A 25,476-nucleotide genomic window follows, 5' to 3' on the forward strand; every position below is an offset into this window, starting at 1 on the left:
AGTTGTCATGAAAGAGATCCCTCCTCTCCGGTCTTCGGCCTGCATGCCGCACCGCCGGCTGTGCCTGGCCGTGGACGTGGAGCAGTACAGCCGTCTCGACACTCGGACGCAGTCGGCCGTCCAGTCCGAGCTGGTATGGATGCTGGACGAGGCGGCGGCGCTGGCCGGACTGGACCGGTCGGCGTGGATACGTCAGCCCCAGGGCGACCTGGAGTTCGCCGTTCTCCCCGAGGCCACACCGGAGGACGCCGTGCTGGGTCCCCTCGTCCATCATCTCGCGGTCCGTCTCGAGGACCGTAACGCCCGCCCGGCCGCCCAGCGGGTCAGGCTGCGGATGGCAGTGGACACCGGCATGGTTGTGGACGCCGCCCTCGGCCACGCCGGCCCGGCGCCGGTCGCCGTGGCACGCTACGTCAACGCGCCCCAGCTTAGAGCCGTACTCGCTACTCTCAGCGCGGCGGATCTCGCCGTGATCGTGTCGGACCGGCTGTACCAGGACGTCGTGCGGGCCGGGTGGCCAGACCTCGACCCCGCCCAGTACGCGCGGGTCCATGTACGGGTGAAGGAGTTCGGCGGGTACGGCTGGATCCGCGTACCGGGCCACGCGCCCGACGACGTCCGGTCGGCCGTGGCGGAGGCGCCGGAGCCCTTGCCGGACGCCGGCGCCCGGGACCGGACGCCCCTGTCCCAGCATGTCCACCAGGGCGCCGCCGTCGGCCGGGACGTCGTCGGCGGCCTCACTATCGGTGTTGTCGGCCTGCCCGTGCCCCCTTCGTCGGCCAGCTCCGGGCCCGGCCGGTGACGGCCCCCTACAAGGCCCCGCTCTGGCGGGAGGTGGGCGACAGTCAGTGGGCGGACTACGGGGTGAACGTCGGCCACGCCGTGTACGGCGACATTCACTTCCACCCGCCCGCCTCGTCCGCCGCACGGTCCCGGCGCCGGAACACGACGTCGCATTCGGCTCGTATGGCGTGGCACGCGGCTGTGCGATCGGCCCTGACCGAGCTCGCACGCGTCTGCGGCCGGGCCGCCGCCGCCCTGGCGTACCTCCGGCCCGACGAGGCCGGGAAGGAGAAGACATGACATTGACCGGATCTGGAGGCGTCTTCGCCCTGATCAACCGGGGCGTTCCCGAACTGCCCGGTGGTAAGTGGGCGTCTCTCACAGTGCACGTCGACTCCCGCGCGGTCCTGCTCTCCCCGGAGGAGAGCCGGAGGGCGCTCTACGGTTCGCGGCGGGACGCGGCGCTGGGCGCGGCGGTCTGGCAACAGGCCGTCACCGATGCCCGGCGGGAGCCGCGGGACGGCGACGGCACCGGACGGCTGTTCGTCGTATGGCTGGCCCTGCCCGGGCTGTACCGGAATCTCCACCGGATCCTGCATCGCTGGCGGTGGCTCGGCCGGGCAGACCTGGAGGCGGAGGCCGTCCTGGCCGTGCTCGCCGCCCTCGACACGGCGGACCCAGCTGGCCCCGACACGGGCGGCCGCCTGATCAAGGAGGCGGTGAACGCGATGTGGGCTTACGCGAAGCGCGTCACGAGGGAGATCCCCATGGTCGACATCGATGCCTTCGCCGAGACCCGCAACGCCATCGTCCCACCGGAGGAACGGCTCCGTCCGTCCGAGGGATGGGAAGTGCACATCACGCCCCCGCCCCGTCGCGAAGGCCTGTACGCCACGCTCCGATTCGCTGAGCTGCGCCCCCGGCAACGCAGCCCGCGGACCGGTAGCCACCTGCCCGACCTGGTGTTCCGGGCCCGCCGCCACGAGGACGCCGATCTCATCGGCACGCTGGTCCTGCGCCCCGCGGGAGCCCGGCGATGAGCGGGCAGTCCAGCCTGCCGCTCGGCTTCGCGGAGGCTCTCGACCTACCCCTGAGCGTCGACCTGCGTACAGCCGCCCGCGCCTTCGGTATCTGCCCCGCGACGGCGTACAAGCTGATCCGCCTCGGCGCCTTCCCATGTCCTGTGCTGCGGGTCGGCGGACGTTACCGCATCCCGACCGCCTACCTGTTACGCGCCCTCGGCATCGAGGAGCGGCCGGTGTACGCCGTCCCCCTGGCGGACGATGCCGCGCCCGCAGTCCAACCCGACGACATCCACGCTCACGCATCGGAGGTTCTCGCATGATCATGTCACAGTCGCTCCGACAGGAGTCCGGCCAGCCCCGGAGTTGCTTCGTTATCGGCCCCATCGGGGACCCACACGCCGCGCACGGCAGTCCCGAGCGCGAGGCGTACGAGCACCACCTCGGCATCTTCGAGCAGGTGATTGCCCCCGCCTGCGAGAAGTACGGCATCAGTGCCGTGCGAGCGGACGGCATCGCGCACGCCGGTGACATCAACGAGCAGATCTGCCGGCACGTCGTCGAGTCCTACCTGGTCGTCGCGGACGTCAGTGGCGGCAACCCCAATGTGATGTACGAGTTGGGGCTGCGGCACATTACCGGCAAGCCGACGATCCATATCGGGGAGGCCGGGCAGCTGCCCTTCGATATCGCGTCGATCAGGACGGTCCGCTACCAGCGGACGCGCAGCCATCTGGCTGGAGCGCGTAGGGAGATCGAGAGCGCCCTGGAAGCCGGACTTCGGGACGGCTTTGAACTTCTCACACCGGCACGGGTACTGCGCGGACTCCAGCTTGGTGACGGGCCGGCCTCCGCTTCGGGGACCAGCGACGACGGGAACGGTGGGGATGAGGACACACCGGGGCTGCTCGATGACTTCGCCGTGATCGACGACGGGCTAGACGAGATGGCCGCCGACATGGAGGCGATCACGAAAACGATCGAGACGATCGGAGTGTTGACCGAGCAGTGCGGCACCGAGATGGTCGATCTGACCCAGGCGCACGCTCCCGTGAGCGCACGGCTAGCCGCCATCGCCCGGTACTCAGAGACGATCAGTGCACCCACGGGCGAACTGAACACCGTCGCCGCCGCGTTCGCCGAGCGGATGACGACCCTGGACAGCGGGGTACGGGCCGCGCTGGGGCTCATCGAGATGACGCCGCCTGACGAGCGCGGCGAGGGAGCGGAGGAGTTCCTGGAGCAACTCATATCTCTGGATGAGGCCGCGCAGGACGGTCTGGCGCAGATCAGCTCCTTCGGCGCCTCGGCTGGCGCCATGGTCCGGGTGAGCCGGCACCTCCGCAAACCGGCGAAGGAGATCTCCTCCGCGGTGAAGCAGCTGACCTCCGCTATCACGAGGATGGGAGAGTGGGCGGCCAAGGCCCGTGCGCTGGCGCGCAGCGCCACCGCATGACACCGACCTCTCACGGCCCTCTCACGGACGGTGTGTCACAGGAGGGGAAGGGAGGTGCTGGGCGGTGGACAGGGTGGCCCTGACCTGCGTTTTCGGGATGTAGGTATGCGTTGCCTTGTGGTTCGTCCACTGGGGGTCAAGGGGTCGCAGGTTCAAGTCCTGTCGTCCCCGACGGTGTGATGTCGCAGGACATCGAGGACGGCCGAACCTACAGGAATGCAGGTTCGGCCGTTCTTCATGTGCGGGTGGGTCCTGGTGGGCGGCCGGTGCGCTGGTAGATGACGTTGGGGTCGAGGGTCAGTTCGCGCAGGATCTCGCCGGTGGCAGCGTTGATGATGCGGATGTCTCGGTCTTGGACGAGGGCCAGGACGTAGGTTCCGGCGTAGGTTCGGCCGATGCCGAGGCGGTAGAGGGTTCCGCCGTGGCGCAGGGTGATGGAGCCGGCTTTGGAGACGCGGTCGGCGCGCACGCGTTCGTGGGTATCGGTGCTGCGGTCGATGCCGGGTGCGGTTTTTGGGGCGGGCGGTGCTCGACGGTCACTGCGGTGATGACCAGGCGGGCTTTCGACATGCCCGAACATCAGCAGCTTGTGGGGTGTTCTGGATGACCCGAGACATCGTGTCCTGGATGTCGTGAGACAGGTGTCCTCGATGTCTTGAGACCGCACACTGTCGTCCCGACGGTGTGATGTCGCAGGACATCGAGGACGGCCGAACCTACAGGAATGCAGGTTCGGCCGTTCTTCACGTGCGCGTGGGCCATGGTGGGCGGCCGGTGCGCTGGTGGGTGACGGTGGGGTCGAGGACCAGTTCGCCGGTGGCGGCGTTGATGATGCGGTTGCTGAGGTGCTTCTGAGGCCCTGGGGATCGACTGTGCGACATCCAGGGGCGGCGCTTCCGGGCGTGTTCGGCACCGTGGTCTGGCCCTTCGTGAGCGGCCTCGCGCTAATGCGCGAGCGGCCAACAACTGCATCAACACTCCGTCCGAGACCGGCGCGAGTGGCACATTCGGTGACGCGGCGGTATGCCTGGCCAAGTTGGACCTCCATGTTGACGTCCGTTATCACCCCGCCAGCCGCTATTGGGCCTTTCAGTGGCTGGAGACGTCGATCTACCTGGCACTCAGCGGGATCCTCACCGCGTTCGGCCTTTGGCGGATCCGGCGCCGGGTGAGCTGACCGCGTCTCACCGGCGCTGTCCGGGAGTCGCTGGGAGTTCGGGGCCCGCATCGTTCGCCTGTCAGGTCGAGCGGAGCATGTTCGACGAGATCCTTCTGGACGACCGCGGTCCGCAGAGGAATCGAGGTTCGCGAGAACCGCACGGTGACCGGCGTCGCGGAGAGTGACGATGCACGGGATCCTGGCTGCGGATGCGACCGCTCGACGGGAGGGACGTCGACGGCCGGGTACGACGGTCCGCCGGTGAGTGCCGGCACACTACTGCGGCAGTCAGGGCAGCCTCACCCCAGCCATGCGCGCCGGCAAACAAGAAGGGGGACTTCCTGCAATACCGGGACGCTGTTCCACGGTCGGCTCAACCCCTCAGCCCTCGGACTGCACGCGTCCCCGGGTGCCTCGAACGGGATCGTCCGCAGCCTCCCCGGAACCACCCCGCAGGCCGCCTGCCAGGGAAAACGCGGCAGTCGCCGCGGTGGAGGAGAACAGCTCACGGGATCCCCCTCCCACCCCCTGGGGCGAACCCCTCATCGCAGCGCGCGAAACCCCTAACACCCCCAGGTCATCGCACACTTGTGTGACGGAGATGCATACTGTGGCCGTTGTCGCATGGCTGGTTTCCATGCAGGATCGTGACCAGCACCTGACCTGATCAGGCATTGCGGTGCAGAGTGCAGGACAGGCCACGGAAGGGGTGGCTTGGCAAGTCCACCCCTACTCGACACATGTTCGAACACGTGCGACGGGGGTAGTTCGATGAATGGCGCCGACCAGTACCTGAGGAAGCGGCACTGGGCCGGCACCGCAAGCGGGGAGGCTGACGCCAGTCGTGCTGGTGCACCGAGACGAACAACTTGCACAACTTCAGCGGGCCTTTGCTGCCTGTGAGAAGCAGGGAAACGGACATGTGGCGCTGATCTCCGGCGCCGTGGGAAGCGGCAAGACACGGCTGCTCGAAACGTTCAGCGAATGGGCCGTCACCACCGGAGGGCGGGTGCTGACCGCCGCCGCCTCCCGGGCGGAACGTGGACTCCATTTCGGGGTTCTGGGCCAGCTTCTGCACACGGCCCGGCTCAGCCGGGAGGACGCCTCGCAGATCGAGTGCCTCACGCGCGACGCCGCCCTCTCCCTGCCCGTGGCAGGGACGGGGGACGAGGCTGCGGTCGATGTCGCAACCACCGACGGACCGCTCTGGACGCCCCTGTTGCGCGGCGTCTTCACCTCGCTGCTCAACCTGGCGGATGAACGGCCTCTGGTCCTCGCCGTGGACGATCTGCATCACGCGGACGCGGCCTCGCTGCACTGCCTGCTCTATGTGATCCGACGCGTGCGGCACAGCCGGGTCACGGTGCTGCTCTCCGAGGCATCGACGCCCCGGGCTGCCCACCCGCTGTTCCACGCCGAGCTGCGCAGTCAGCCGCACTTCGCCCGCATCACCCTGCCGCCCTTGTCCGTCGACTCCATCGCCCTTCTGCTCGACGAGGAGACGGAGACGGGGGACGTATGGGAAGAGGCCGGTCGGCTTCTCCACATGACCGGGGGAAACCCGCTGCTCACCCGGGCTCTGGTGGACGAGCACGCCAATCGCCGGACGGAACACACTGCCGCCACCGGCCCGCGGGTGGACGACGTATTCGACCAAGCCGTCCTCGGCTGCCTGTACCGCCACGAGCCGGGGGTCCGTCGCGTGGCCCGGGCCATGGCGGTGCTGAACCGCTCGGCGTCGGCGGAGCTGCTCGGCCAGCTCCTCGATGTGCTGCCCGACTCCACCGTGCCCGCCGTCCGGGTACTGCGGAGTGCGGGAATCCTTGAGGCCGACCAGTTGCGTCACCCACGCATCGGGCACTCGATCCTCTCCGACATTCCGGCGGAGGAGCGAAGAAGGCTGCACCAGCGTGCCGCCGAGGTACTGCACGAACACGGTGCGGAGCCCGGCGTGGTCGCCGAGCACCTGGTCGCTTCCGCGTGGACCGGCGCGCCCTGGGTGGTGACCGTGCTCAAGGACGCTGCCGCTCAGGCCCTGGAGGCCGGCCGCCCGGACCTGGCCACCGCCTACCTTCGTCTGGGCGCCCGGGCGGGGGCGGACGGGGAACACCGGACCTCGATCATCGCGATGCTGGTCAACGCCCGGTGGCAGGTCAATCCGCTGGCCATCGGCGGTCACCTCGACGAGTCGGTGGACGCGGCCCGGACCACCGGGTGGTGCTCCCCCACAGCCTTGTCCACCGTGCCGTACCTCCTCTGGCAGGGGAGGGCGGAGGAGGCCGTCGAGGTGGTCACCGGTTTCTCCCCCGACGACCACGCTTCCGCCGGCCGGCTCCAGGTGATGCAGCTTCTGGTCGCCCTCTCCCATCCGGACCACCTGCCCCTGGTACGGGAGACCCCGAGCTCCTGGAGTCGGGCGGCGGCTGTTCCCCACTCCGTCAGCCCGTCGCTCCAGGCCGTGTCGGTGCTGGGCAACGCGCTGATACCGACCGGCGGAAGCGACACCGTGGCTGCTGCCGAGCAGCTCCTCCAGCGGCACCACACCAGCGGCGGGGCGCTGGGGCTGCTGACCGCCCCCCTGCTGGCACTGCTCTGTGCGGGCCGCTCCGACCGGGCCGCGGCCTGGAGCGAGGTCCTGCTCGACCGGCCGGGAGCCCGGCATGCCGCCGCCTGGCGAGGCATCGTCCGGGCGATCCGGGCGGAGGCGGCGTTGCGCCTCGGTGACCTCCCCGGCGCGGAGCTCCATGCCCGGGCAGCACTGCAGGATCTACCGGTACCGGCGTGGGGGGCCGCAGTCGGCGGTCCGCTGGGCACACTCATCACCTGTGCCACCGAGGCGGGCAGGCTCTTCGAAGCCGACCGCTGGCTCGCCCAGCCCGTCCCGCCCGGCATGTTCCGTACCCCGGCGGGTGCGCACTACCTGGCCGCCCGGGGCAGGCACCACCTGGCCATGGGACGGCCCCAGGCCGCCACTTCCGACCTGCACCGCTGCGGCGAACTGCTGCGCACCTGGGGCACCGATGTCGCCGGCCTGGTGCCGTGGCGCCTCGAACTGGCCCGGGTGCAGCTCAGCCTCGGCAACCGGACACACGCCGCCCAGTTGCTGCAGGAACAGCTGCACGTGCCGCACGGCCTCGACGACCGGACCCGCGGACGGGCACTGCGGCTGCTCGCCTCCACCGCCGCCCCGGACCACCGGCGCAAACTGCTCGCCGCGGCAGTCCCGCTGCTGCAGTCCTGCGGCGACCGGCAGGAGCTCGCCCAGGCCCTGACGGACACCAGCCAGACTCTGCAGCAGGCCGGGGACTCGGCCCAGGCCCGGATGTTCGTCCGCCGCGCCAACCAGCTGACCCAGGACTCGGGGACGGGACCGATAGTGCCTCACCAGCGGGACCGGTGGAGGTCGGGCAGCGAGGTGGCGGAACCGGTCGGCGACGAGGCCCGGGATCAGGACAGCGTGCTGAGCGAAGCCGAGCGCCGGGTGGCTGGACTGGCCGCCCGGGGGCACACCAACCGGCAGATCTCGAACGAGCTCTTCATCACGGTGAGCACAGTGGAGCAGCATCTGACACGGGTCTACCGCAAGCTGGATGTGAAGCGGCGCACCGACCTGCCGAACCGGCTCCTGGCACACGCCGAACCGGTGGCCGAGGGACACGTGGCGGTCCGTGCGGATGCGGACCGGCCGGCCGGGGCCTCCGCACGGTAGCCCGCCCCGGGCGTCCGGGCGGGGAAGGGAGGCGCAGGCGGCGGGAGGGGACCGGGGCCAAGCCTCCCTTCCCCGCAGGCCGGAGCAGACGCGAGGCTGCCCGGCCGGACGGGGCAGCCGCCCGCACCATACTGCTCGCCGAAAGGGCTGCGCTCCGGCGGACCCGCTTCCCCCTGCGGTCGGACCGGTTGCCGGGCGGGGCGGGCAGAATGGGGCGCAGCCGCGGGTACGCCCGCGTCCCGGGCGCCCGGGTGAGGGCCGCCCCGGCAGGTTTCGACGGTACGCAGCCCGGCCGGCAGCGGAACACCCCTAGCGCGCCGGTTCCCGCTGAACGCATGGGTCCACGGGGACCTTCTGCGGGTGTCACGCTCCTCGGCGGCTCTGCGCGGACGGGGCGACTGGCGGGAGAGGTACGGGCGGCGATTGCTCAGCGGGTGAGCCGCAGCGGGAGCTCGTTCAGCCCGTGCAGGTTGAAGTGCTGGTTGACGGCCAGGTCTTCGCGAAGCAGTTCGATCGTCCGGTACCGCGAGAGCAGCGCGGAGAACACGGTGCTCGCCTCCAGCTTGCCCAGCACGGCGCCGAGACAGAAGTGCGGCCCCGCGCTGAACGCCAGCGTCTTCGGCTCGGTCCGGCTCAGGTCGAGCCGGTCGGGGTCGGGGTAGCGCTCCGGGTCACGTCCCGCGGCGTCGATCAGCCCCATCACGGTCGCACCTGCGGGGATCACCGTCCCGCCTATCGAAGTGTCCGCGTTGAGTACGCGGGTGGCCAGGGTGACGGGCGGGTCGAACCGGGACAGCTCGTCCACCGCCGTGGGCATCAGACCGGGATCCGCGCGCAGAGCACGGAGGGCGTCCGGCTGCTGGAGCAGGGCCAGCATGCCGTTGCCGATGAGGTTGACGGTGGTTTCGTGGCCCGCGTTGAAGATGAGCAGGATGTTGGCCACGATTTCTTCGTCGGTCAGCTGCTCGCCGTCCTCGGCCTGCATGAGCACAGACAGCAGGTCGTGTTCGGGAGCGGCGCCGCGCCGGGTGGCCATCAGACCGAGCAGGTACGCGCGGAACTCGGACTCCGCCTTGTTCATGGCGATGCGGCGTTTGGGGGTCACGAAGGGGTCGAGTACGTAGCCGACCTTGTCCGTCCACTCGCGGCACTTCGCGCGGTCCTCGGCGGGTATCCCGAGGAGCTCACCGACGACGGTGATCGGCATCGGCAGTGCCAGGTCACGGATCAGGTCGACCTCTCCCTCACCCATTTCGTCGATGAGCGTGTCGACGATCCCGACGATGCGCGGCCGCAGGCGGTCGATGCTGCGCGGCGTGAAGACCCGTGCGATGAGCTTGCGCAGCCGCCGGTGGTCGGGGCCGTCCTGGAGCAGGAGCCATTTGCTGACGCTCTTCATGACCGGACACGTCGGCCCGCCCCGCTTCATCGCCCAGCCCGGGTCCTTCGGAAAGGCGCTGGAGGCGTTCGGCGAGCGCAGCAGCGTGTCCAAGTCGTCGTAACGGGTGAGAACCCAGTAGCCGAAGGGGGTCCGGTGAACGGGATCCGTCTCGCGGAGGCGCCGGTAGTAGCCGAACCGGTCAGCGGCCAGAGCGGGATCGTTCAAGTCGTAGAGGACGCTCATGCCATTCCATCCGTCGTGGTCGCCTCGGTGCGCGATCCGCCCCCCGGCTGCGCGGGGAAGCCGTGTTGATCCTCAGCCGGTGCCGAGGCGCCGTCAACCCCTACCCGCATTGCCGAGGACGGCGGCCGGGAAGGCTGCTGACTGCCCGGCCGCCTGCTTGTCCGTCACACGGTGCGCAGCACCTCGCGCAGCGCGTCGATCACCTTGTCCTGCCGCTCCCGGGTCAGTGAGGAGTACATCGGGAGGGAGAAGATTTCGTCCGCCAGGGCCTCGGTGACCGGCAGTGTCCCCTTGGCGTAGCCGAGGGGCGCGAAGCCGCTCATGGTGTGCACCGGCCAGCGGTAGCTCACGTTGAGGGAGATCCCGTGGGCCTCGAGTGCGTGCAGGATCGCGTCGCGCCGCGGATGGCGCACGACGTAGAGGTAATAGACGTGCTCATTGCCGGGCGTCACCTGGGGAAGCACCAGGTCGGTGTCGGCCAGTGCCTCGGCGTAGCGGGCGGCGATGCGCCGGCGGGCCTCCAGGTATCCGTCGAGCCGCCGCAGTTTGCGGCGCAGGATTTCGGCGTGCACCTCGTCGAGCCGTGCGTTGTGCCCCGGGGTCTGCACCACGTAGTACTGCTCTTCCATGCCGTAGTAGCGCAAGCGGCGCAGTCCGGCGTCGACCTCGGCGTCGTTGGTGACCACCGCTCCGGCGTCGCCGTAAGCCCCGAGGACCTTCGTCGGGTAGAAGGAGAACGCCGCGGCTCTGCCCGTGGTGCCGGCGATTCTGCCGTGCTGCCGCGCGCCGTGGGACTGCGCGCAGTCCTCGAGGACGGCGAGGTCATGGCGGTCGGCCAGTTCCTGCAGCGCAGGCATGTCGACGCACTGTCCGTAGAGGTGAACAGGGAGCAGGCAACGGGTGCGGGCGGTGAGGACTCCCTCGACCTGGGTGACGTCCATCAGATAGTCACTCTCCCGTACGTCGACGAAGACGGGCTTCGCACCGACCTGGTCGATCGCCACGACCGTTGGCGCCGCCGTGTTGGAGACCGTGACCACCTCGTCGCCCGGTCCGATGCCGAGCGCGCGGAGTGCAAGGACGAGCGCATTGGTCCCGTTGTCGACACCCACGCTGTGTGCGGCACCGTGATAGGCGGCGAACTCCTCCTCGAAGCCGCTCACTGAGGGGCCGAACACCAGCCGGCCCGACCGGAACACCGTGTCGACGGCGTCGAGGATGTCCTCCCGCTCGTTCTCGTACTCCGCGAGGTAGTCCCATACGCGAATGGTCATGGCGCATATCCTTCCGGGCAGTCCGATTCGAGGGGCGGGAGGACGCCGCCCCCGGGCGGGTGTCCGCCCGCCAGGCTGTGCAGGCACGCGACGATGCTGCGTGCCTGCATGTTCAGGTAGTAGCTGTGCCGCAGCAGGGCTCCGAGCTGGTGCAGCGTCAGCCAGCGGAATTCCGGCGGCTGCTGCAGAGGCACCTCACTGCCGGTCTCCACAATCATGTAGCGGGTGCGGGCGTGCAGAAACCGCCCGCCTTCCTCGGAGTGCACGGCGGTGAAGCGGACGTGCTGCGCGGCGGCGCCCAGCACCTCGTCGAGGAAGCGGGGCCTCGCCTGCCGAGGCAGGTGGTCGTAGGTCTGCGGGGTGCACTGCACCGTCGGGGCCAGCTCGAGCACATCGAGATGACCAGGCTCGACCTTGGCGTGCATCAGGGCGTGGAGCACGCCGTCGATCTCCCGTACCAGCAGGGCCACCAGCCCTGTTCCCCGGGGGGCCAGCATCGGCTGATCCCAGTGGCCGACCTCCCGGCCCACCGCTTCCACGCCGACACCGACGATGTCGAAGAACAATCCGTCCTCGTGGGAGATCCGGCCGTCCACCCGGTGCCAGCTGCGCACCGACCGCAAGGGGATCTCCCGCACCAGCAGCTCCTGGCGCGTGCGCTCGCCGGTGATCCAGCTCAGTATCCCGTCGGTCGGATGGACGGCGGGGGCTTCGGTGTCCAACGACCGGATCAGGGCGTGCCGGAAACCACTGCCGGCGGCCCCGTCCGGGGGATAGGAGTCCGCTGCCCACGGACCGGTGACGGGGAGGCAGGAGAGCACGGTCCGGGTGTCCATGTTCACCAGATCGTCGATGAGCAGCAGCTGGTGCAGCTGGCCCAGGGTCAGCCAGCAGAATCCGTCGAGCACGTCGACGGGGCCGGTGACTTCCACGACCATGTTGCGGTTCCGTTTGCGGTGGAACCAGGCGCCCTGCTCGGACTGTCGCACGTCGGCGAGGACCCGATGCCGTGCGCTGTTCCGGAAGTACTCCAGGTAGCTGACGGCTTTGCCCCGGTGCACGCCGGTGTAGTTGCTGCGGGTGGCCTGGACCGTCGGTGAGAGCTGAACACCGTTGATGTTGCCCGGCTCCGCCTTGGCCTGCAGGAGGCAGTGCAGCACCCCGTCGAACTCCTTGACGAGGATCCCGAGAATGCCGATCTCCGGCTGGCTGATGATCGGCTGGCTCCACCGTTCCACTGCCGCGCCGGGCACCTGGATGTCGAGGCCCCGCACCGTGAAGAACCGGCCACTGTCATGGGTGATGTCCCCGGTCTCCGGATCCACCGTCCAGCGGTCGAGCCGGTCCAGCGGGCGGAGCTCCGTGCGGGTGCGGAAGCGGGCGCGGCAGTCGGCCAGCCACGCGTGGAACGCTGCGGTGCCGGTTCGTCCGCCTCCCGCCAGTGCCGACGCTGCGAAGCGGGCTGCCGGCCCGCCGACCGGGCCGGCGTCGGGGTTCTGCTCGGGTGATGTCCAGGTCACGTTGTCGCCCCCTCAGCCTTTCGTTCCGCGGTCACGTCTGCCCTGTGCCTGGAAGACCTGCCCCGCGCGAGACCCCCGGAGCATCAGGGCGGGCCGGTGCCGTGCACGCAGGCGGTTCCTGGCAGGTCCGCTCCGTCCAGCCCTCGTCAAGGAGCCCGGTGCCGCTCAGGCGCGCACGGCGAGGAACACGCCGCGTCCGTTCTGCACTCCGGGCAGGTAGTCGACGGCGAACCCGGCGGCAGTGAAGGCTTTCTCGTACTGCACCCTGGTGTAGAGCCGCGCGCGGTAGGTCTCGACGAAGTGCCGGATGCCCTCCTTGGCGCCCGCCACCGTGTAGTGGACCTCCATACGTGAGGTGTCGCCTTCTCGTGAGGCGTGCGAGACGCGAGCCATGGTGAGCCCTTCGGCTGTGCACACATCGCCCGCGACATGGCCGGGAGTGAAGGTGTCGTCGAACCACCAGGGGTCGACCACGACTACTCCGCCGTCGGCCAGATGCGCTTCGAAACGGCACAGCGTGGCGACCAGATCCTCCTCGGTCATGGCGTGCCCGATCGAGCCGAACATGCAGGTGACCACGTCGAAACGGGTGCCGAGGTCGAAGTCGCGCATGTCGCCTCGGTGCACCGCCTCGCCGAGCTTTCCCCGCGCGACGGCCACCATCGGTTCGGAGAGCTCCAGACCGGCGACGCGCGGGAACATGTCGGCGAAGGCCGCCAGATGCGATCCGGTGGCGCAGGCGATGTCCAGGAGTGAGGTGGCTCCCGGGGTCCGGTCCCTGGCCAGTCCGGCCACGAACTGTGCCTCGCTGCGGTAGTCCTTGCCCCGCTCCCGGTGAATCAGGTCGTAGATCTCGGCAAATTCAGCTCCGTACACGGGCCCGTTCCCTTCAGGTCAGACGCCGGTGCGGTGTGCCGCGGTCAGGTCTTCGAGTACCGGGACCACCTCGTTGGGCGACGGTGCGGACAGCACGTCCTCACGGAGCGCGGCGGCCCCTTCCCGGAACGAGGGCTCCTCCAGCAGCCGCGCGAGGTCGCCGCGCACCCGCTCGGCGGTGATCTCGTGACCCGGCACCGCCAGGCCGGCACCGGACTCGACGACCAGGTCGGCGCGGACCACCGTGTCCCAGAACCCCGGGAGGATCAGCTGCGGGACGCCGTAGTAGGCGGCGGTGGACTGCACTCCCGCGCCTCCGATGTGGATGACGGCCGAACAGGTGGGCATCAGGCCCTGCATGGGCACGAAGTCAACGACGGTGGCGTTGGCGGGCGCGCTGTCCGGTGACTCACCCGGCGACGGAAGCAGCGTCGCGATCAGCTCGATGTCCAGGTCGGCGAAGGCGTGGAGCGATCCGATGCTGAGCATGTCGAAGCCGAAGTAGCCGCGCACGGAAAGGCCGGCGGTCAGCGCGACCCTGGGTTTGCTCGGCGGGGTGGCCAGCCACTCCGGCAGTTCCGCGGGCCCGTTGTAGGGCGTGTAACGCACACCCACGACGGGGAGTCCGTTGTCGATCCGGTGGGAGGGCGGGTTGGGGTCGATCGTCCACTGCCCGGTGACGACGGTCTCATCGAAGGTCGCCCCGTGACGCTCGAGCGCCCCGGTGAGCCAGTCCTGCAGCGGGTCCGTCCGCTGATCGGCAGGGCGCGCACCGAGCTGGGTGCGGAAGTCCTTCCAGGAGCGTGTGACGACGTCTGCGCCCCACAGCATGCGGGCGTGCGCGGCGCCGGTGACCCGCGCGGCCACGGCCCCCGCCCAGCTGAACTGCTCCCAGATGATCAGGTCCGGCTGCCATTCCCGGGCGTAGCCCACGAGGCCGTCGAGAAACTCATCGTTGTTGACGGTGCGGAAGTAGTCGCGGGTGGTCTCGTCGAAGAACTGGAACAGGTCGTCGTGGCCGAGTTCGGCGGAGCTGGTGACGGCCTTCACGACACGCGCGGCCCAGGTGTCATCGTTCTTCTTCTCCATCACCTGCTTCCACTGGTGATCGGCCCCCAGGGGCACCGCCACCAGGCCCGTTTCCACCACGGCAGGGGCCATCTCCGGCTGGGTGGCGACGCGCACCTCGTGCCCGGCCGTGCGCAGCGACCAGGCCATGGGGACCATGTGGAAAAAGTGCGTCTTCTCTGCATGGGAGACAAAGAGAACCCGCATAACGCCCTCCAGACGCGGACCATCGGAACCAGAAATCGCCGGGGGGCGGTTCTTGTCGGTGATGACGCCGAGAATGCCCGGTCCGCCGCGTGTGCGGAACACCCCTACCGCCCCTGTTCCTGTCCCGGGGCGGTCCCGTGCCCGGCGGGCCGCCCGGCGCCTCGCGGTGCCGGGCGGCCCGGCAGGCGGCCTACCGGGCCTCGGAGGCCAGCGAGGTGACGGTCCGGCGCAGCGCCTCCCGCAACGGCACGCGGGGCTGCCATCCCGTGGCCGCGCGGAAGGGCGAGGAGTCGACCACCACGTCCTCGCTGTCCGCGGGATCGGCCGAGGCCGGTGGTTCCACCGATTCCACCGGCACCGCGGGGCGGCCGGTGTGCTCCGCGACAGCGGCCGCGATGTCGGCGAAGAGAGTGCTGAGCGGGACGCCGACTCCGGTGCCGAGGCTCCAGTGACGGCCGGCCATCGTGTCGGCATGGTCGAGGGCCGCCAGCAACGCGTCGACGACATCGTCGATGTACAGGAGGTCGCGGCGCACGGAGCCGTCGCCCCACATGGTCAATCCCTCACCCGCCAGAGCGCGGCGGGTCATCGTGGCCACCACGCCGCGGTCGGGTGCGGTGGTGCCGGGGCCGTGTCCGAAGACCGTGGGCAGGCACACCGGCACACCCCGCAGCACCCCCTCGGAGGTCGCCGCGGTGAGCATCTCCTCGGCGCGGAGCTTCTGCCGAACGTAAGGGCTCTGCACCTGGCCCGGTCCGGTCTCTCCGCTCGGGTGGGTGATGGTGCTGGGGAACAGCACCGCGGGCCGCGGGCGGCACCGCCCCTCCCGGACGGCTTCGACAAGGTCACGGACCAGACCGACGTTGACGCGTTCGGCTGCGGTGTCGCCCTCGGTGACCCGCCACCCCGCGTCCGTGTGGGCGACCAGGTGGGCGACCGCATCGGCCCCCGCCACGGCGTCCGCCACCGCCCCGGCGGAGGCCAGGTCCGCGGTGCGCACCTCGATCCCGGCGACCGCGTCCGCGGGGACGGGCGTGTTCCGCCGGGCCACCACCCGGAGCCGCACCGGCCGGCGGGCGAGGGCGCGGGTGAGGGCGGAGCCGATGAACCCGGACGCCCCGAGTATCACCACCAGCGGCCGTGACCCGGCCGTCACGACCGCAGTTCCTTCCCGAGCCGACGGCACTGCTCGTAGTCGGGCAGCGTGCCGCTCCCGGCCGCCTGGGCCAGGGTGGGTGCGACCCGGTCACGGTCGGAAAGAAGCATCCTGTCCTCGGGGGGCAGCGGGAGTCCGAGTTCCGGGTCGAGCACCGAGAGGGCCAGTTCGTGCGCGGGTACGTAGCTGCTCGAAACCATGTAGGACATCACTGTGTCGTCCTCGAGAGCGACGAACGCGTGGCCGGCCCCCAGGGGGAAGTACACGGCACGGAAGTCGGTCTGGTCGAGCACCACGGCGTCCCACGCCCCGAAGGTGGGCGAGCCGACGCGGATGTCGACGATGATGTCGAGCGCCTTGCCGCGCGCGCAGTACACGTACTTCGCCGATCCCGGCGGGGTGGCGGTGTAATGCAGGCCGCGCACCACATCGCGTCGGGAGTGGCTGTGATTGGTCTGCGCGACCGGGAACAGCGGGTGTCCCACGGCTGCGGTGAACGCGGGCTCCTGATAGGGGGACAGGAACGCCCCCCGGTCGTCCGGAAAGACCCGTGGGGTGAACGCGAACGCGCCCTCCACCTTCAGCGGGCGTGCGGACATGGTTCCGGTGGTGATGACCGCCTGCTCGGCGGTGTCCTCGGACAACGGAAATCTCCACTCGTGTCGGCGGGGAAAATGGGACGGGAAGGTGCGGCAGCGGGCGTTGCGGTCCGGCGGTTCAGCGGAATCGCTGCCCCTCGTCGGCACGGTAGGCACGGTAGGCGATCAGGCCGAGAACGACGATCCACCCGGCCTGCGAGATCAGGGACACCGGGCGGGGCGAGTAGTCGCTCACCGCGGCCCACACGAGCTCGGCCGAACCGCGGACCGGCACGAAGGGAGCGATCGTTCCGATGAAGCCGTCCGTGGCCCGGGGATCCGCGAGCAGCCCGCCGAGGAAGACCAGGGGCAGCGGGGCAATGCCGCTGAGCATGGGAACCAGGGTGGGAGTGACCGAGTAGCCGACTGCCAGCATGAAGAGCGCGAACGGGATCACGGCGAGCAGCAGGGCACCGACTCCGAGCAGGAGTTCCGGCAATGAGGCCTCGGCCCGGGTGGCGACCACGGCGAGGAGGACCAACGGCACAGTGCCGAGCAGCGTCATCAGCATGCTCAGGGTCACCATGCTGATCATCTTCGGCAGCGGGCCGCCCGGCAGGGTCCGGACATAGCCGCCCCAGGGCTTCGTCCGCGAGTCTGCGATGCCCATGCCGTACTGGGCTGAGCAGATGATCAGCACGGTGAACAGGCACATGGAAGCCGTGCCCATGGTCGCGGTCGCCGGGTCCGACCCAAGCGTCGGGATGACGAAGACGAGCATGCCACCGACGGGCATGAACAGCAGACCGATGAAGAGCGCCGGAATGCGTATCGCCTCAAGGATCTCGAACTTGACATAGGCGGTGGTCGTTCTCATGCCGTCGTCACTCCCAGGGCGGTGGGTTGAGCGGGATCTTTCCGGCCCAGCAGGGCCAGGAAAGCGTCTTCCAGAGAGCCGGAGCTCACCTCGAGGTCGCTGAACACCGCGCCTGAGGCCACCAGATCCCTGACCAGCTGGTCGGAGTCCTGTGAGATCAGGTGCACCTGGTCGCCGGTACGCTCGACCCCCACCAGGCCGGGCAGCGAAGGCACCTCGGACATGCGCACGGTGACCCGGCGGAGCCCGCTGACCCGGCGCAGCGCCTCGACACTGTCGTCGGCGACACAGCGGCCTTTGTCGATGATCACGACGCGCTGGGCCAGCTCTTCCACTTCATCCAGGTAGTGGCTGGTGAGCACGACGGTGCCGCCATTCTCGTGGAACATCCGGATGCCCTGCCACAGCATGCGACGGGCCTCCACGTCCAGCCCGGTGGTGGGCTCATCCAGGAACACCAGGTCGGGCCTGCCGACGAAGGCCAGGGCAATGGCCAGCCGGCGCTTCTGGCCACCGGACAGAGCGCCGATCTGACGGTGCGCGAACTCGGTGATCCCGAACTGTTCGAACAGGGCGTTCTTGTCCGCGGGCGCGTCGAAGTGCGCGGCCACGAAGTCCATCGTCTCGGTGGCCTTCAGCGTCTCGGGCAGCCCTGTGTCCTGCGGTGTCATGCCCATTCTCTTGCGGGCCATGACGTCCCGGGGGTCACGCCCGAACAGCTCGATCCGGCCCGAACTCGGCTTCCGCAGCCCGACGAACATGTTGAGCAGGGTGCTCTTGCCCGCCCCGTTGGGCCCGAGCAGGCCGAGCAGCTGACCTTCCGGGATGTCCAGGGACACCCCGTCCACGGCCGTGTTCTCGCCGTAGCGCCTGGTGACCCCGATCGCGCGGGCAAGGAGTTCGGTGGTCATTCACGCTTCCTTCTTCAGAGGGCATATGAGGGGGCGGCAGGGCTTCACCACAACGTCGCGATCCACCGGTGGACCGCGTGTGCCGTGGTCCCGGCGTGCTCGGCCATCATCGTGAAGTGGTTGCCGGGCACATCCACGACGTCCCGGGCGGCGGGCCAGGCGCTGCGCCACTCCCCGCCGTCGGCGGGGACCCGCAGCGGTTCGCCGGCCCTGACCAGCAGGGTGGGAATGCTCTCGTCCGGGGCGGGGGATTCCCAGAACAGCCTGCCGTACCAGGCCATCGCGGTGAGGCGGATGTCGTCCATCTCCACGTACTGCTCGACCCGGTCGAACACCCCCTCGGAAAGCTCGGTGTTCCACTCGACGAGCCGCGGGTCGTCCGGCGCGTAGACGTCGGCCAGCACCAGCGCGGCCGGCGGAGCTCCCAGACCGGCCAGGTGGACCGCCAGCCGGTGAGCGAGGACCGCGCCTCCGGAGTGCCCGAACAGGACGACCGGCGCGCCGTCGGCCTGGGCGAGGATCCCTTCGGCCTGCCAGTCCAGCGCGACTTCCGGGGTGGCGGGCAGCAGTTCTCCCCGGCCGTAGCCCAGGAGGGGTACCGCCGCCACCCGCCGGGCCCCGCGCAGCGGTGCGGCCAGACGGGCGAACTCGTGCGGACCTCCGCCCGCCGTCAGTCCGCTGACGCAGACCAGGAATCCCGGTGCGGGGCCGTCCGCCAGAGTGACCAGGTTCGCCGGGCCGCCCGTCTCGGCACCGCTGTCGGCCACCGGCCGGAACCGGGCGGCGTCGCCGATCAGTTCCAGGAATTCGGAGACGCGCCCGGTCCGGGTGGCCTCCCGGTAGAGCGAATTCAGCAGGCCGACCGGGTTCCGGTCCGTGGGCGAGATGCCGAGCGGAGCCGGGCCGGACACCGCCCCTTCCCCGGACCGGCCGCGGCCGAGCAGGTCCGAGAGGTGACGGGCCAGCGCGGCCGGGGTGGGGTGGTCGAACACGACGGTGCCGGGCAGGGACAGCCCGGTCGCGTTCTCCAGGGCGGTGCGCACCTCGAGTGCGGCGAGCGAGTCGACGCCGCACTCCAGGAAGCCGCGGTCCGGTGCGACCGGTTCGACGTCGGCGTGTCCCAGCACCGAGGCGGTGGTGGTGCGCACCAGGTCGAGCACGGTCCGTTCCCGGTCGGGCCCGTCGAGGCCGGCTGCTCCCGGCCCCGTAGCGGGAGCAGGGCCGGTGGGTGCCGCCCGCAGGCGCTGGACCGCGGGCAGTTCGTCGAAGAGCGGGCGCGGCTTCGACAGCGTGTAGGCAGGGTGGAAGAGGTCCCAGTCGACGTCGGCGACGGTGACACAGGGAGCGCTCTGCGCCACGGCTGTCTCCAGCACGCCCCACGCCCGGTCCGGGTCGAGGGGGCGCAGCCCGCGGCGGCGCAGGGCATCGACGTCCCGGTCCGCGTCCCCCGCCGTGTCCGGGGCCCACGGGCCCCAGGAGATCGAGGTGGCGGGCAGTCCGAGGGAGTCGCGGTGTTCGGCGATGGCGTCGAGTGCTGCGCACGCGGCGGCGCGTGCCCCCCGTCCCGAGCCGCCCCACACACCCGCCGCCGAGGAGACGAGTACGAATGCGTCAAGTTCGGCGGTCAGTTCGTGGAGTACGCGCGCCCCTTCGACCGCTGTCGCGGCCTCCCGCAGGCGGTGCCGGTCCAGATCCCGCAGACCGGTGACGCCGGCGTCCCCCACGGTGTGCACGACCGCGGTGAGCGGCCGGTCGGCGGGGATTGCCGCCAGGACTCCGGCGACGGCGGCACGATCGGTGACGTCGGCGGCGGCGAGGGTCACCCCGATGGGCAGGCTCGCGGCGAATTCCCGCGCGCCCGGCGCGTCGGCACCTCTGCGGCTGAGCAGCACCAGGTGCTCGGCACCGTGGCCGGCGAGCCCGGCCGCGAGATGCCGCCCGAGGCCGCCCGTACCACCGGTGACCAGCACCGTGCCGGCGGGGCGCCAGCGGGGCGGAGCCGCCGGGAGCGGCGCGGCGCGGAGCCGGCGGGCCAGCGGCGTCGCACGCAGCGCGATCTGGTCCTCCCCCGCTCCGCCCGCGGCGAGCAGCCCCGCCAGCCTGGCCACCGTCCGCGTGCCGGGGTCGGCGGGGAGGTCGATCAGACCGCCCCAGCGGTGCGGTGCCTCCAGCCCGACGGTCCGGCCCAGGCCCCAGACAGCAGCCTGGCGGGGGTCGGCCGCCGGATCGCCGGAGCCCGTCCTCACCGCGCCTGTCGTCAAGCACCACAGGAGCCCGCCGACGGGGTGGTCCTCCAGCGCCTGGGCGACGGCGGTGACAGTTTCGACGCCCCCGGCAAGGGAGAGCACCCCGGCGGCGGACTGCCCGGCGGGGAGAGCCCTCAGCAGCGCCTTGGCGCAGGCGTCCCGGTCGTCGTCCTCGGCAACCGGAACCTCGGTGAGGCGGACGCCCTGTTCCCGCAGCAGTGCGACGAGCCGGGCGGACCGGCTGTCGCCCGGGGTCACGGCGAGCCAGTCGCCGCCGGGTACCGCACGCTCCGGCTCCGGCATCGGACGCCACACCACGGTGTAACGTTCCGCGCCCTCGGCGGCGGTCCGGGCCGCCGGGAGGTTCGGGGCGTCCCGGGCGGTCACCGGTTCGGGCCAGTACCGCCGCCGCTGGAACGCGTAGGTGGGCAGCTCGACGCGGGCACGGCCCGGCGCAAGGATCGTGCCCCAGTCCACGGTGACGCCGGCGGTGTGCAGCCGGGCGAGCGCGGTGAGCAGCGCGGTCGGCTGGTCGCGGTCGGACCGCTGAGTGGCTACGGCGAGGGTTTCCCCGGCGTCCGCGAGGGTGCGGGCCCGCTCCAGGGTCCGTTCGACGAGCGCGGTGAGTGTCGTGCCCGGGCCCAGCTCAGCGAAGCGGGTCACGCCCTGGCCGAGAAGTGTGGTGACGGCGTCGGAGAACCGCACGGTGGCCCGGGCCTGGCGGACCCAGTAACCGGGAGTGGACATCGTTCCGTCGTCGGCGCAGCCGGTCACCGTGGAGACCAGCGGGATGCGGGCGGGCCGGTAGACCAGACCACGGGCAACAGCGCTGAAGTCGTCGAGGACGGCGTCGATGTGCGGCGAGTGGAAGGCGTGCGAGACGGTGAGCCGCCGCATCCTGCGGCCGGTCTTCCTGCCCAGTTCGGCCAGTTCCTCGATGGCGTCGGCGTCACCGGAGACGACAAGATCGTCCCGGGCGTTGACCGCGGCCAGCTCGACACGGCCCTCGTACCCGACGAGGGCCTTACGGGCCTCGTCCTCCGTCATCCGTACCGCCATCATCGCGCCGCCCTCGGGCAGCGCCTGCATCAGTGAGCCACGGGCAGCCACCAGGGCGCAGGCGTCGGCCAGCGACAGCACACCTGCGGTGTGCGCGGCTGCCAGCTCACCGACGGAATGGCCGGCGAGCCGGTCCGGGGTCACGCCCCAGGACTCCAGCAGACGGAACAGGGCCACCTCGAAGGCGAACAACGCGGCCTGGGTCCAGCCGGTCCGGCCGAGCGCGTCGGCGTCGTGGAAGACGACCTGGCGCAATGGCCGCTCCAGCCCTGGGTCCAGGTGTGCGCACACGGCGTCGAAGGCGTCGGCGAACGCCGGGTATGTCTCGTAGAGCTCCCGGCCCATGCCCGCGCGCTGCGCCCCCTGCCCGGAGAACACGAACGCGAGGTCGCCGCCACCCGTCACACCACGGACAACGCCCTGTCCGGTACGGTCCTCGGCGAGCTCGCCGAGTCCGCGCCGGAAGCCTTCGGCGTCAGTGGCGAGCAGCACGGCCCGGTGTTCCAACGCCGCCCGGGTGGTGGCGAGCGCCCGGGCCACGGCCGGCAGGTCGAGTTTCCCGCCGCGGCCGGCGGGGCCGACGAGGGAGTGCAGCCGGGCGGCCTGGCCGCGGAGGGCGGCAGCGGAGCGGCCGGAGAGCAGCCACGGCACCACCGTCCCGGCGGGTCCGGTGACCGCGTCAGGGAGTTCCGGGGCCGGGTCAGACGTCGGCTCGGGCGCCTGCTCGAGAACCACGTGGGCATTGGTCCCGCTGATACCGAAGGACGACACTCCGGCCCGGCTCGGCCTGCCCGTCTCCGGCCACGGCCGCGACTCGGTCAGCAACTCCACCGCGCCTTCCGTCCAGTCGACCTCCGGGGTCGGCGCGTCGACGTGCAGGGTCCGGGGCAGTGTGTCGTGCCGCATCGCCTCCACCATCTTGATGACGCCCGCGACGCCGGAGGCGGCCTGGGTGTGGCCGAGGTTGGACTTCAGTGAGCCCAGCCACAACGGCTCGTCCCTGTCCTGGCCGTAAGCGGCCAGGACAGCCTGCGCCTCGATCGGGTCACCCAGCTTCGTCCCTGTGCCGTGGCCCTCCACGGCGTCGACTTCGCGGGGGGCGAGACCGGCGTCGGCCAGCGCGGCCCGGATGACGCGCTGCTGGGCCGGCCCGTTCGGCGCGGTCAGACCGTTGGACGCACCGTCCTGGTTCACCGCGCTGCCCCGCACCACGGCGAGCACCTCGTGCCCGTTACGGCGCGCGTCGGACAACCGCTCCAGCAGCAGCAGGCCCACACCCTCGCCCCAGCCGGTCCCGTCGGCGGAGGCCGCGAAGGAACGGCACCGGCCGCTCGAGGCCAGGCCGCCCTGTCTGCCGAACTCGGCGAACACGGCGGGCGTCGGCATCACCGTCACACCACCGGCGATGGCCAGCGAGCATTCGCCGCCACGCAGTGACCGGGCTGCCAGGTGAAGGGCCACCAAGGAGGACGAACAGGCGGTGTCGATCGTGACCGCTGGACCCTCCAGGCCAAAGGTGTAGGAGACCCGGCCGGAGATGACGCTGTTGGAGGAACCGGTCATCGCGTGGTTCTCGGAGCCTTCGGGCAGCACGCCCATCCCGGCGTAGCCGGCCGCGGATGCGCCGACGAAGACGCCGGTACGGGAACCGCGGACTGCGGTGGGGGCGATACCGCCGCGCTCCAGCAGTTCCCACGCGGCCTCCAGCAGGAGCCGCTGGTGCGGATCCATGGCCACGGCCTCGCGGGGAGAGATGCCGAACAGGTCGGCGTCGAATTCGGTGGCGTCGTGGACGAAACCACCCTCGGCGGTGAAGCCGCCGGTGCCGCCCAGGTCCCAGCCCCGGTCGGCGGGGAATGCCGACATGGCGTCCACACCCCCTGCCACCAGGTCCCACAGCTGTTCCGGTGAGACGGCCCCGCCCGGGTAGCGGCAGCTCATCGACACGATGACAACCGGGTCGTCGGCGACGGCGGGCGCCGCGGGAAGCGCGGGTCCGGCGGCGGGCCCCTCCTGGATGCCGAGCCTGCCGAGCAGGTTCACCGCCACGGCTCGGGCGGTCGGATGGTCGAAGACCAGCGTGGAGGGCAGCCGCAGCCCTGCGGCCCCGGCGACGCCGTCGCGGACCCTCAGGGCCGTGAGCGAGTCGATGCCCAGTTCGGTGAAGGACCGGTCGGGGTCGACGGCTTCCGGGCCGGGGTGTCCGAGGACCGACGCGACGGTGCTGCGCACCAGCCCGAGCAAGATGCGGATCCGGTCCGCCGCGGACACCGCATCGAGCCGGGACCTCAGCTCGGAGCGGTCGGCGCCGCCCTCGGGTCCGGCGGGGGTGGCGAGTGCCGCCCTCACCTCGGGCAGATCGCCGAGCAGCGGGCTGGATCTGCGGCCGGCGAAGGCGGGTGCGAAGCGGTCCCAGTCGACATCGGCGACGACGGTCCCGGGCCGGCCGGAGTCGACTGCGGCGCCGAGGGCGGCCAGACACAGCTCCGGCGGCATCGGGGCGATCCCCCGCTCGCGCAGGTAGTCGCCGGCGGCCCCCTCGGCTGCCATTCCCGACTCGCCCCAGGCCCCCCAGGCCACAGCGGTGACCGCAAGGCCTCGGGCGGCACGGTGCTCGGCGAGGGCGTCGAGGTAGGCGTTGGCGGCCGAGTACGCGGCCTGACCTCCGCTGCCCCAGACCCCCGCGAGGGAGGAGAACAGTACGAACAGGTCGGCCCGGTCGCCGAGCAGGGTGTGGAGATGGGCCGCGCCGAGCACCTTCGCCCGAGCCGCGGCAGCGATCTCCGCGGGCGAGGTGAGGGCCAGCGGGACGGTGGCCGCCACACCCGCCGTGTGGATGACGCCGGTCACCGGGTGCCGGTCGAGCAGAGCGGCGAGCGCGGCGGCGTCGGAGACATCGCAGGCGGTCACCGTGGCGCGGGTGCCCGCGGCCGCCAGCTCGGCGACCAGCGCGTCCGCGCCGGGGGCCAGCGGCCCCGACCTGCTGGTGAGTACCAGGTCGGTGACGCCGCGCCCGGCAAGCCAGCGGGCGACCTCCCGGCCGAGGGCACCGGTGCCCCCCGTGACGAGTACCGCTCCGCTCGGGGTCCAGGCGTCCACCGCGGCGGTGTCCGGCGCCGGACGCCGCACACGGCGGGCGAATACGCCGGACGGGCGGAGGGCGAGCTGGTCCTCGCCGTCCGGCGCGCCTGCGAGGACAGTGCCGAGCCTGTCGGCCGACCGCGCGTCCGCGGACTCGGGCAGGTCCAGGAGTCCGCCCCACCGTTCCGGGTGTTCCAGCGCTGCGGTGCGCGCGAGCCCCCAGACCATGGCCTGAGCAGGACTGATGTCGGCGTCGGAGCGTCCGACGGCGACGGCGCCCCGGGTGACGCACCACAGCGGTGCCGCGATCCCGGCGTCGCCGAGCGCCTGCAGGAGGGTGACGGTGCCGCCGAGCCCGACGGAGATCGCGTCGTCCTCGGGGTGCGGGCGCTCATCGAGGGCCAGCAAGGACACCACACCGGCAGCGGCAGCACCCGCGTCGGTGAGCCGTGCTGCCAGCTCAGCGCGCCCGGACCCCGGTGCAACGACGATCTCCGTGAGGTCGGCGGCCCCCAGGGCCGCCCGCAGCGTCGCGAGTTCCCCGCCGGATCCGCCCTCCGGCAGCACCAGGAGCCACCGGCCGGCCGGCACGGCCGCGGACAGCCCGACGAGGGGCCGCCACGTCACCTCGTAACGCCAGGAGTCCACCGTGGACTCCTGGCGGCGCGCCCGCCGCCAGGCCGCAAGGGCGGGCAGCACCGCGGTCAGGCCCGGCTCGTCGAGACGCAGGACCTCCGCGACGGCGGCTGTGTCTCCGCGTTCGACATCGGCCCAGAAGCGCTGTTCCGCGGGGTCCGCGCTCCGGCCGCCGGGCAACTCCGCAGCTGCTTGCGGAGCGAGGTCGGGCCAGTAGCGGTCACGGGCGAAGGC

General features: G+C 71.2%; 17 protein-coding genes. 6 read left to right on the forward strand and 11 right to left on the reverse strand.

All coding sequences use genetic code 11. The features are described 5' to 3' along the window. Positions 1-7: 7 nt before the first annotated feature. From PJ985_RS21515 to PJ985_RS21535, 5 genes are read left to right on the forward strand one after another with little or no spacing between them, the layout of a single operon-like run. Complete coding sequence (locus tag PJ985_RS21515) at positions 8-802, forward strand: hypothetical protein (protein WP_271685539.1); 795 nt, start codon at positions 8-10, stop codon at positions 800-802. Further along, on the forward strand, positions 799-1,083 hold the full coding sequence (locus PJ985_RS21520) for a hypothetical protein (RefSeq protein ID WP_271685540.1): 285 nt from the start codon (positions 799-801) through the stop codon (positions 1,081-1,083). The genes PJ985_RS21515 and PJ985_RS21520 overlap by 4 nt, the downstream gene beginning before the upstream one ends. Beyond that, on the forward strand, positions 1,080-1,823 hold the full coding sequence (locus PJ985_RS21525; RefSeq protein ID WP_271685541.1) for a hypothetical protein: 744 nt from the start codon (positions 1,080-1,082) through the stop codon (positions 1,821-1,823). Before PJ985_RS21520 ends, PJ985_RS21525 begins: the two co-directional genes overlap by 4 nt. Beyond that, on the forward strand, positions 1,820-2,128 hold the full coding sequence (locus PJ985_RS21530; protein WP_271685542.1) for a helix-turn-helix domain-containing protein: 309 nt from the start codon (positions 1,820-1,822) through the stop codon (positions 2,126-2,128). The genes PJ985_RS21525 and PJ985_RS21530 overlap by 4 nt, the downstream gene beginning before the upstream one ends. Further along, on the forward strand, positions 2,125-3,261 hold the full coding sequence (locus tag PJ985_RS21535; RefSeq protein WP_271685543.1) for a hypothetical protein: 1,137 nt from the start codon (positions 2,125-2,127) through the stop codon (positions 3,259-3,261). Before PJ985_RS21530 ends, PJ985_RS21535 begins: the two co-directional genes overlap by 4 nt. 235 nt (positions 3,262-3,496) lie before the next feature. On the opposite strand, the gene PJ985_RS21540 is transcribed toward PJ985_RS21535, so the two are convergent. Next, complete coding sequence (locus PJ985_RS21540; protein WP_271685544.1) at positions 3,497-3,730, reverse strand: hypothetical protein; 234 nt, start codon at positions 3,728-3,730, stop codon at positions 3,497-3,499. Positions 3,731-5,264: 1,534 nt separating this feature from the next. Between PJ985_RS21540 and PJ985_RS21545 the strand changes: the two genes are divergently transcribed. Next, positions 5,265-8,129: an ATP-binding protein gene (locus PJ985_RS21545; protein WP_271685545.1), complete on the forward strand. Its 2,865-nt coding sequence runs from the start codon at positions 5,265-5,267 to the stop codon at positions 8,127-8,129. Positions 8,130-8,556: 427 nt separating this feature from the next. Here the strand turns inward: PJ985_RS21545 and PJ985_RS21550 are convergent, their stop codons facing one another. From PJ985_RS21550 to PJ985_RS21595, 10 genes are all read right to left on the reverse strand, one after another. Continuing rightward, complete coding sequence (locus PJ985_RS21550) at positions 8,557-9,753, reverse strand: cytochrome P450 (RefSeq protein WP_271685546.1); 1,197 nt, start codon at positions 9,751-9,753, stop codon at positions 8,557-8,559. A 164-nt stretch (positions 9,754-9,917) separates the two neighbouring features. After that, positions 9,918-11,027 carry a DegT/DnrJ/EryC1/StrS family aminotransferase gene (locus PJ985_RS21555; protein WP_271685547.1) on the reverse strand — a complete coding sequence of 370 codons (1,110 nt, stop codon included), beginning with the start codon at positions 11,025-11,027 and terminating at the stop codon, positions 9,918-9,920. Next, positions 11,024-12,547 (reverse strand): NDP-hexose 2,3-dehydratase family protein, encoded by a 1,524-nt coding sequence (locus PJ985_RS21560; RefSeq protein ID WP_271685548.1) that lies wholly within the window; start codon positions 12,545-12,547, stop codon positions 11,024-11,026. Before PJ985_RS21560 ends, PJ985_RS21555 begins: the two co-directional genes overlap by 4 nt. Before the next feature lie 165 nt (positions 12,548-12,712). Continuing rightward, positions 12,713-13,423, reverse strand: a complete 711-nt coding sequence (locus tag PJ985_RS21565; protein WP_271685549.1) for a class I SAM-dependent DNA methyltransferase — start codon at positions 13,421-13,423, stop codon at positions 12,713-12,715. 18 nt (positions 13,424-13,441) lie between these two features. Continuing rightward, a complete protein-coding gene (locus tag PJ985_RS21570) occupies positions 13,442-14,698 on the reverse strand; it encodes an activator-dependent family glycosyltransferase (RefSeq protein ID WP_271685550.1) in 1,257 nt (418 codons plus the stop codon). A 190-nt stretch (positions 14,699-14,888) separates the two neighbouring features. After that, on the reverse strand, positions 14,889-15,854 hold the full coding sequence (locus PJ985_RS21575; RefSeq protein ID WP_271685551.1) for an NAD-dependent epimerase/dehydratase family protein: 966 nt from the start codon (positions 15,852-15,854) through the stop codon (positions 14,889-14,891). After that, entirely contained in the window at positions 15,851-16,453 is a 603-nt protein-coding gene (locus PJ985_RS21580) for a dTDP-4-dehydrorhamnose 3,5-epimerase family protein (RefSeq protein WP_271685557.1), read from the reverse strand. The genes PJ985_RS21575 and PJ985_RS21580 overlap by 4 nt, the downstream gene beginning before the upstream one ends. Positions 16,454-16,571: 118 nt before the next feature. After that, positions 16,572-17,309: an ABC transporter permease gene (locus tag PJ985_RS21585; protein WP_271685552.1), complete on the reverse strand. Its 738-nt coding sequence runs from the start codon at positions 17,307-17,309 to the stop codon at positions 16,572-16,574. Further along, the gene (locus PJ985_RS21590; RefSeq protein WP_271685553.1) at positions 17,306-18,220 is read right to left on the reverse strand and encodes an ABC transporter ATP-binding protein; all 915 of its coding nucleotides are present in this window, start codon (positions 18,218-18,220) and stop codon (positions 17,306-17,308) included. Before PJ985_RS21590 ends, PJ985_RS21585 begins: the two co-directional genes overlap by 4 nt. Positions 18,221-18,264: 44 nt before the next feature. Beyond that, on the reverse strand, positions 18,265-25,422 hold the full coding sequence (locus PJ985_RS21595) for a type I polyketide synthase (RefSeq protein WP_271685554.1): 7,158 nt from the start codon (positions 25,420-25,422) through the stop codon (positions 18,265-18,267). Positions 25,423-25,476: the final 54 nt, after the last annotated feature.

The sequence above is a fragment of the Streptomyces sp. ACA25 genome (genome assembly GCF_028200735.1).
Lineage (GTDB): Bacteria > Actinomycetota > Actinomycetes > Streptomycetales > Streptomycetaceae > Streptomyces.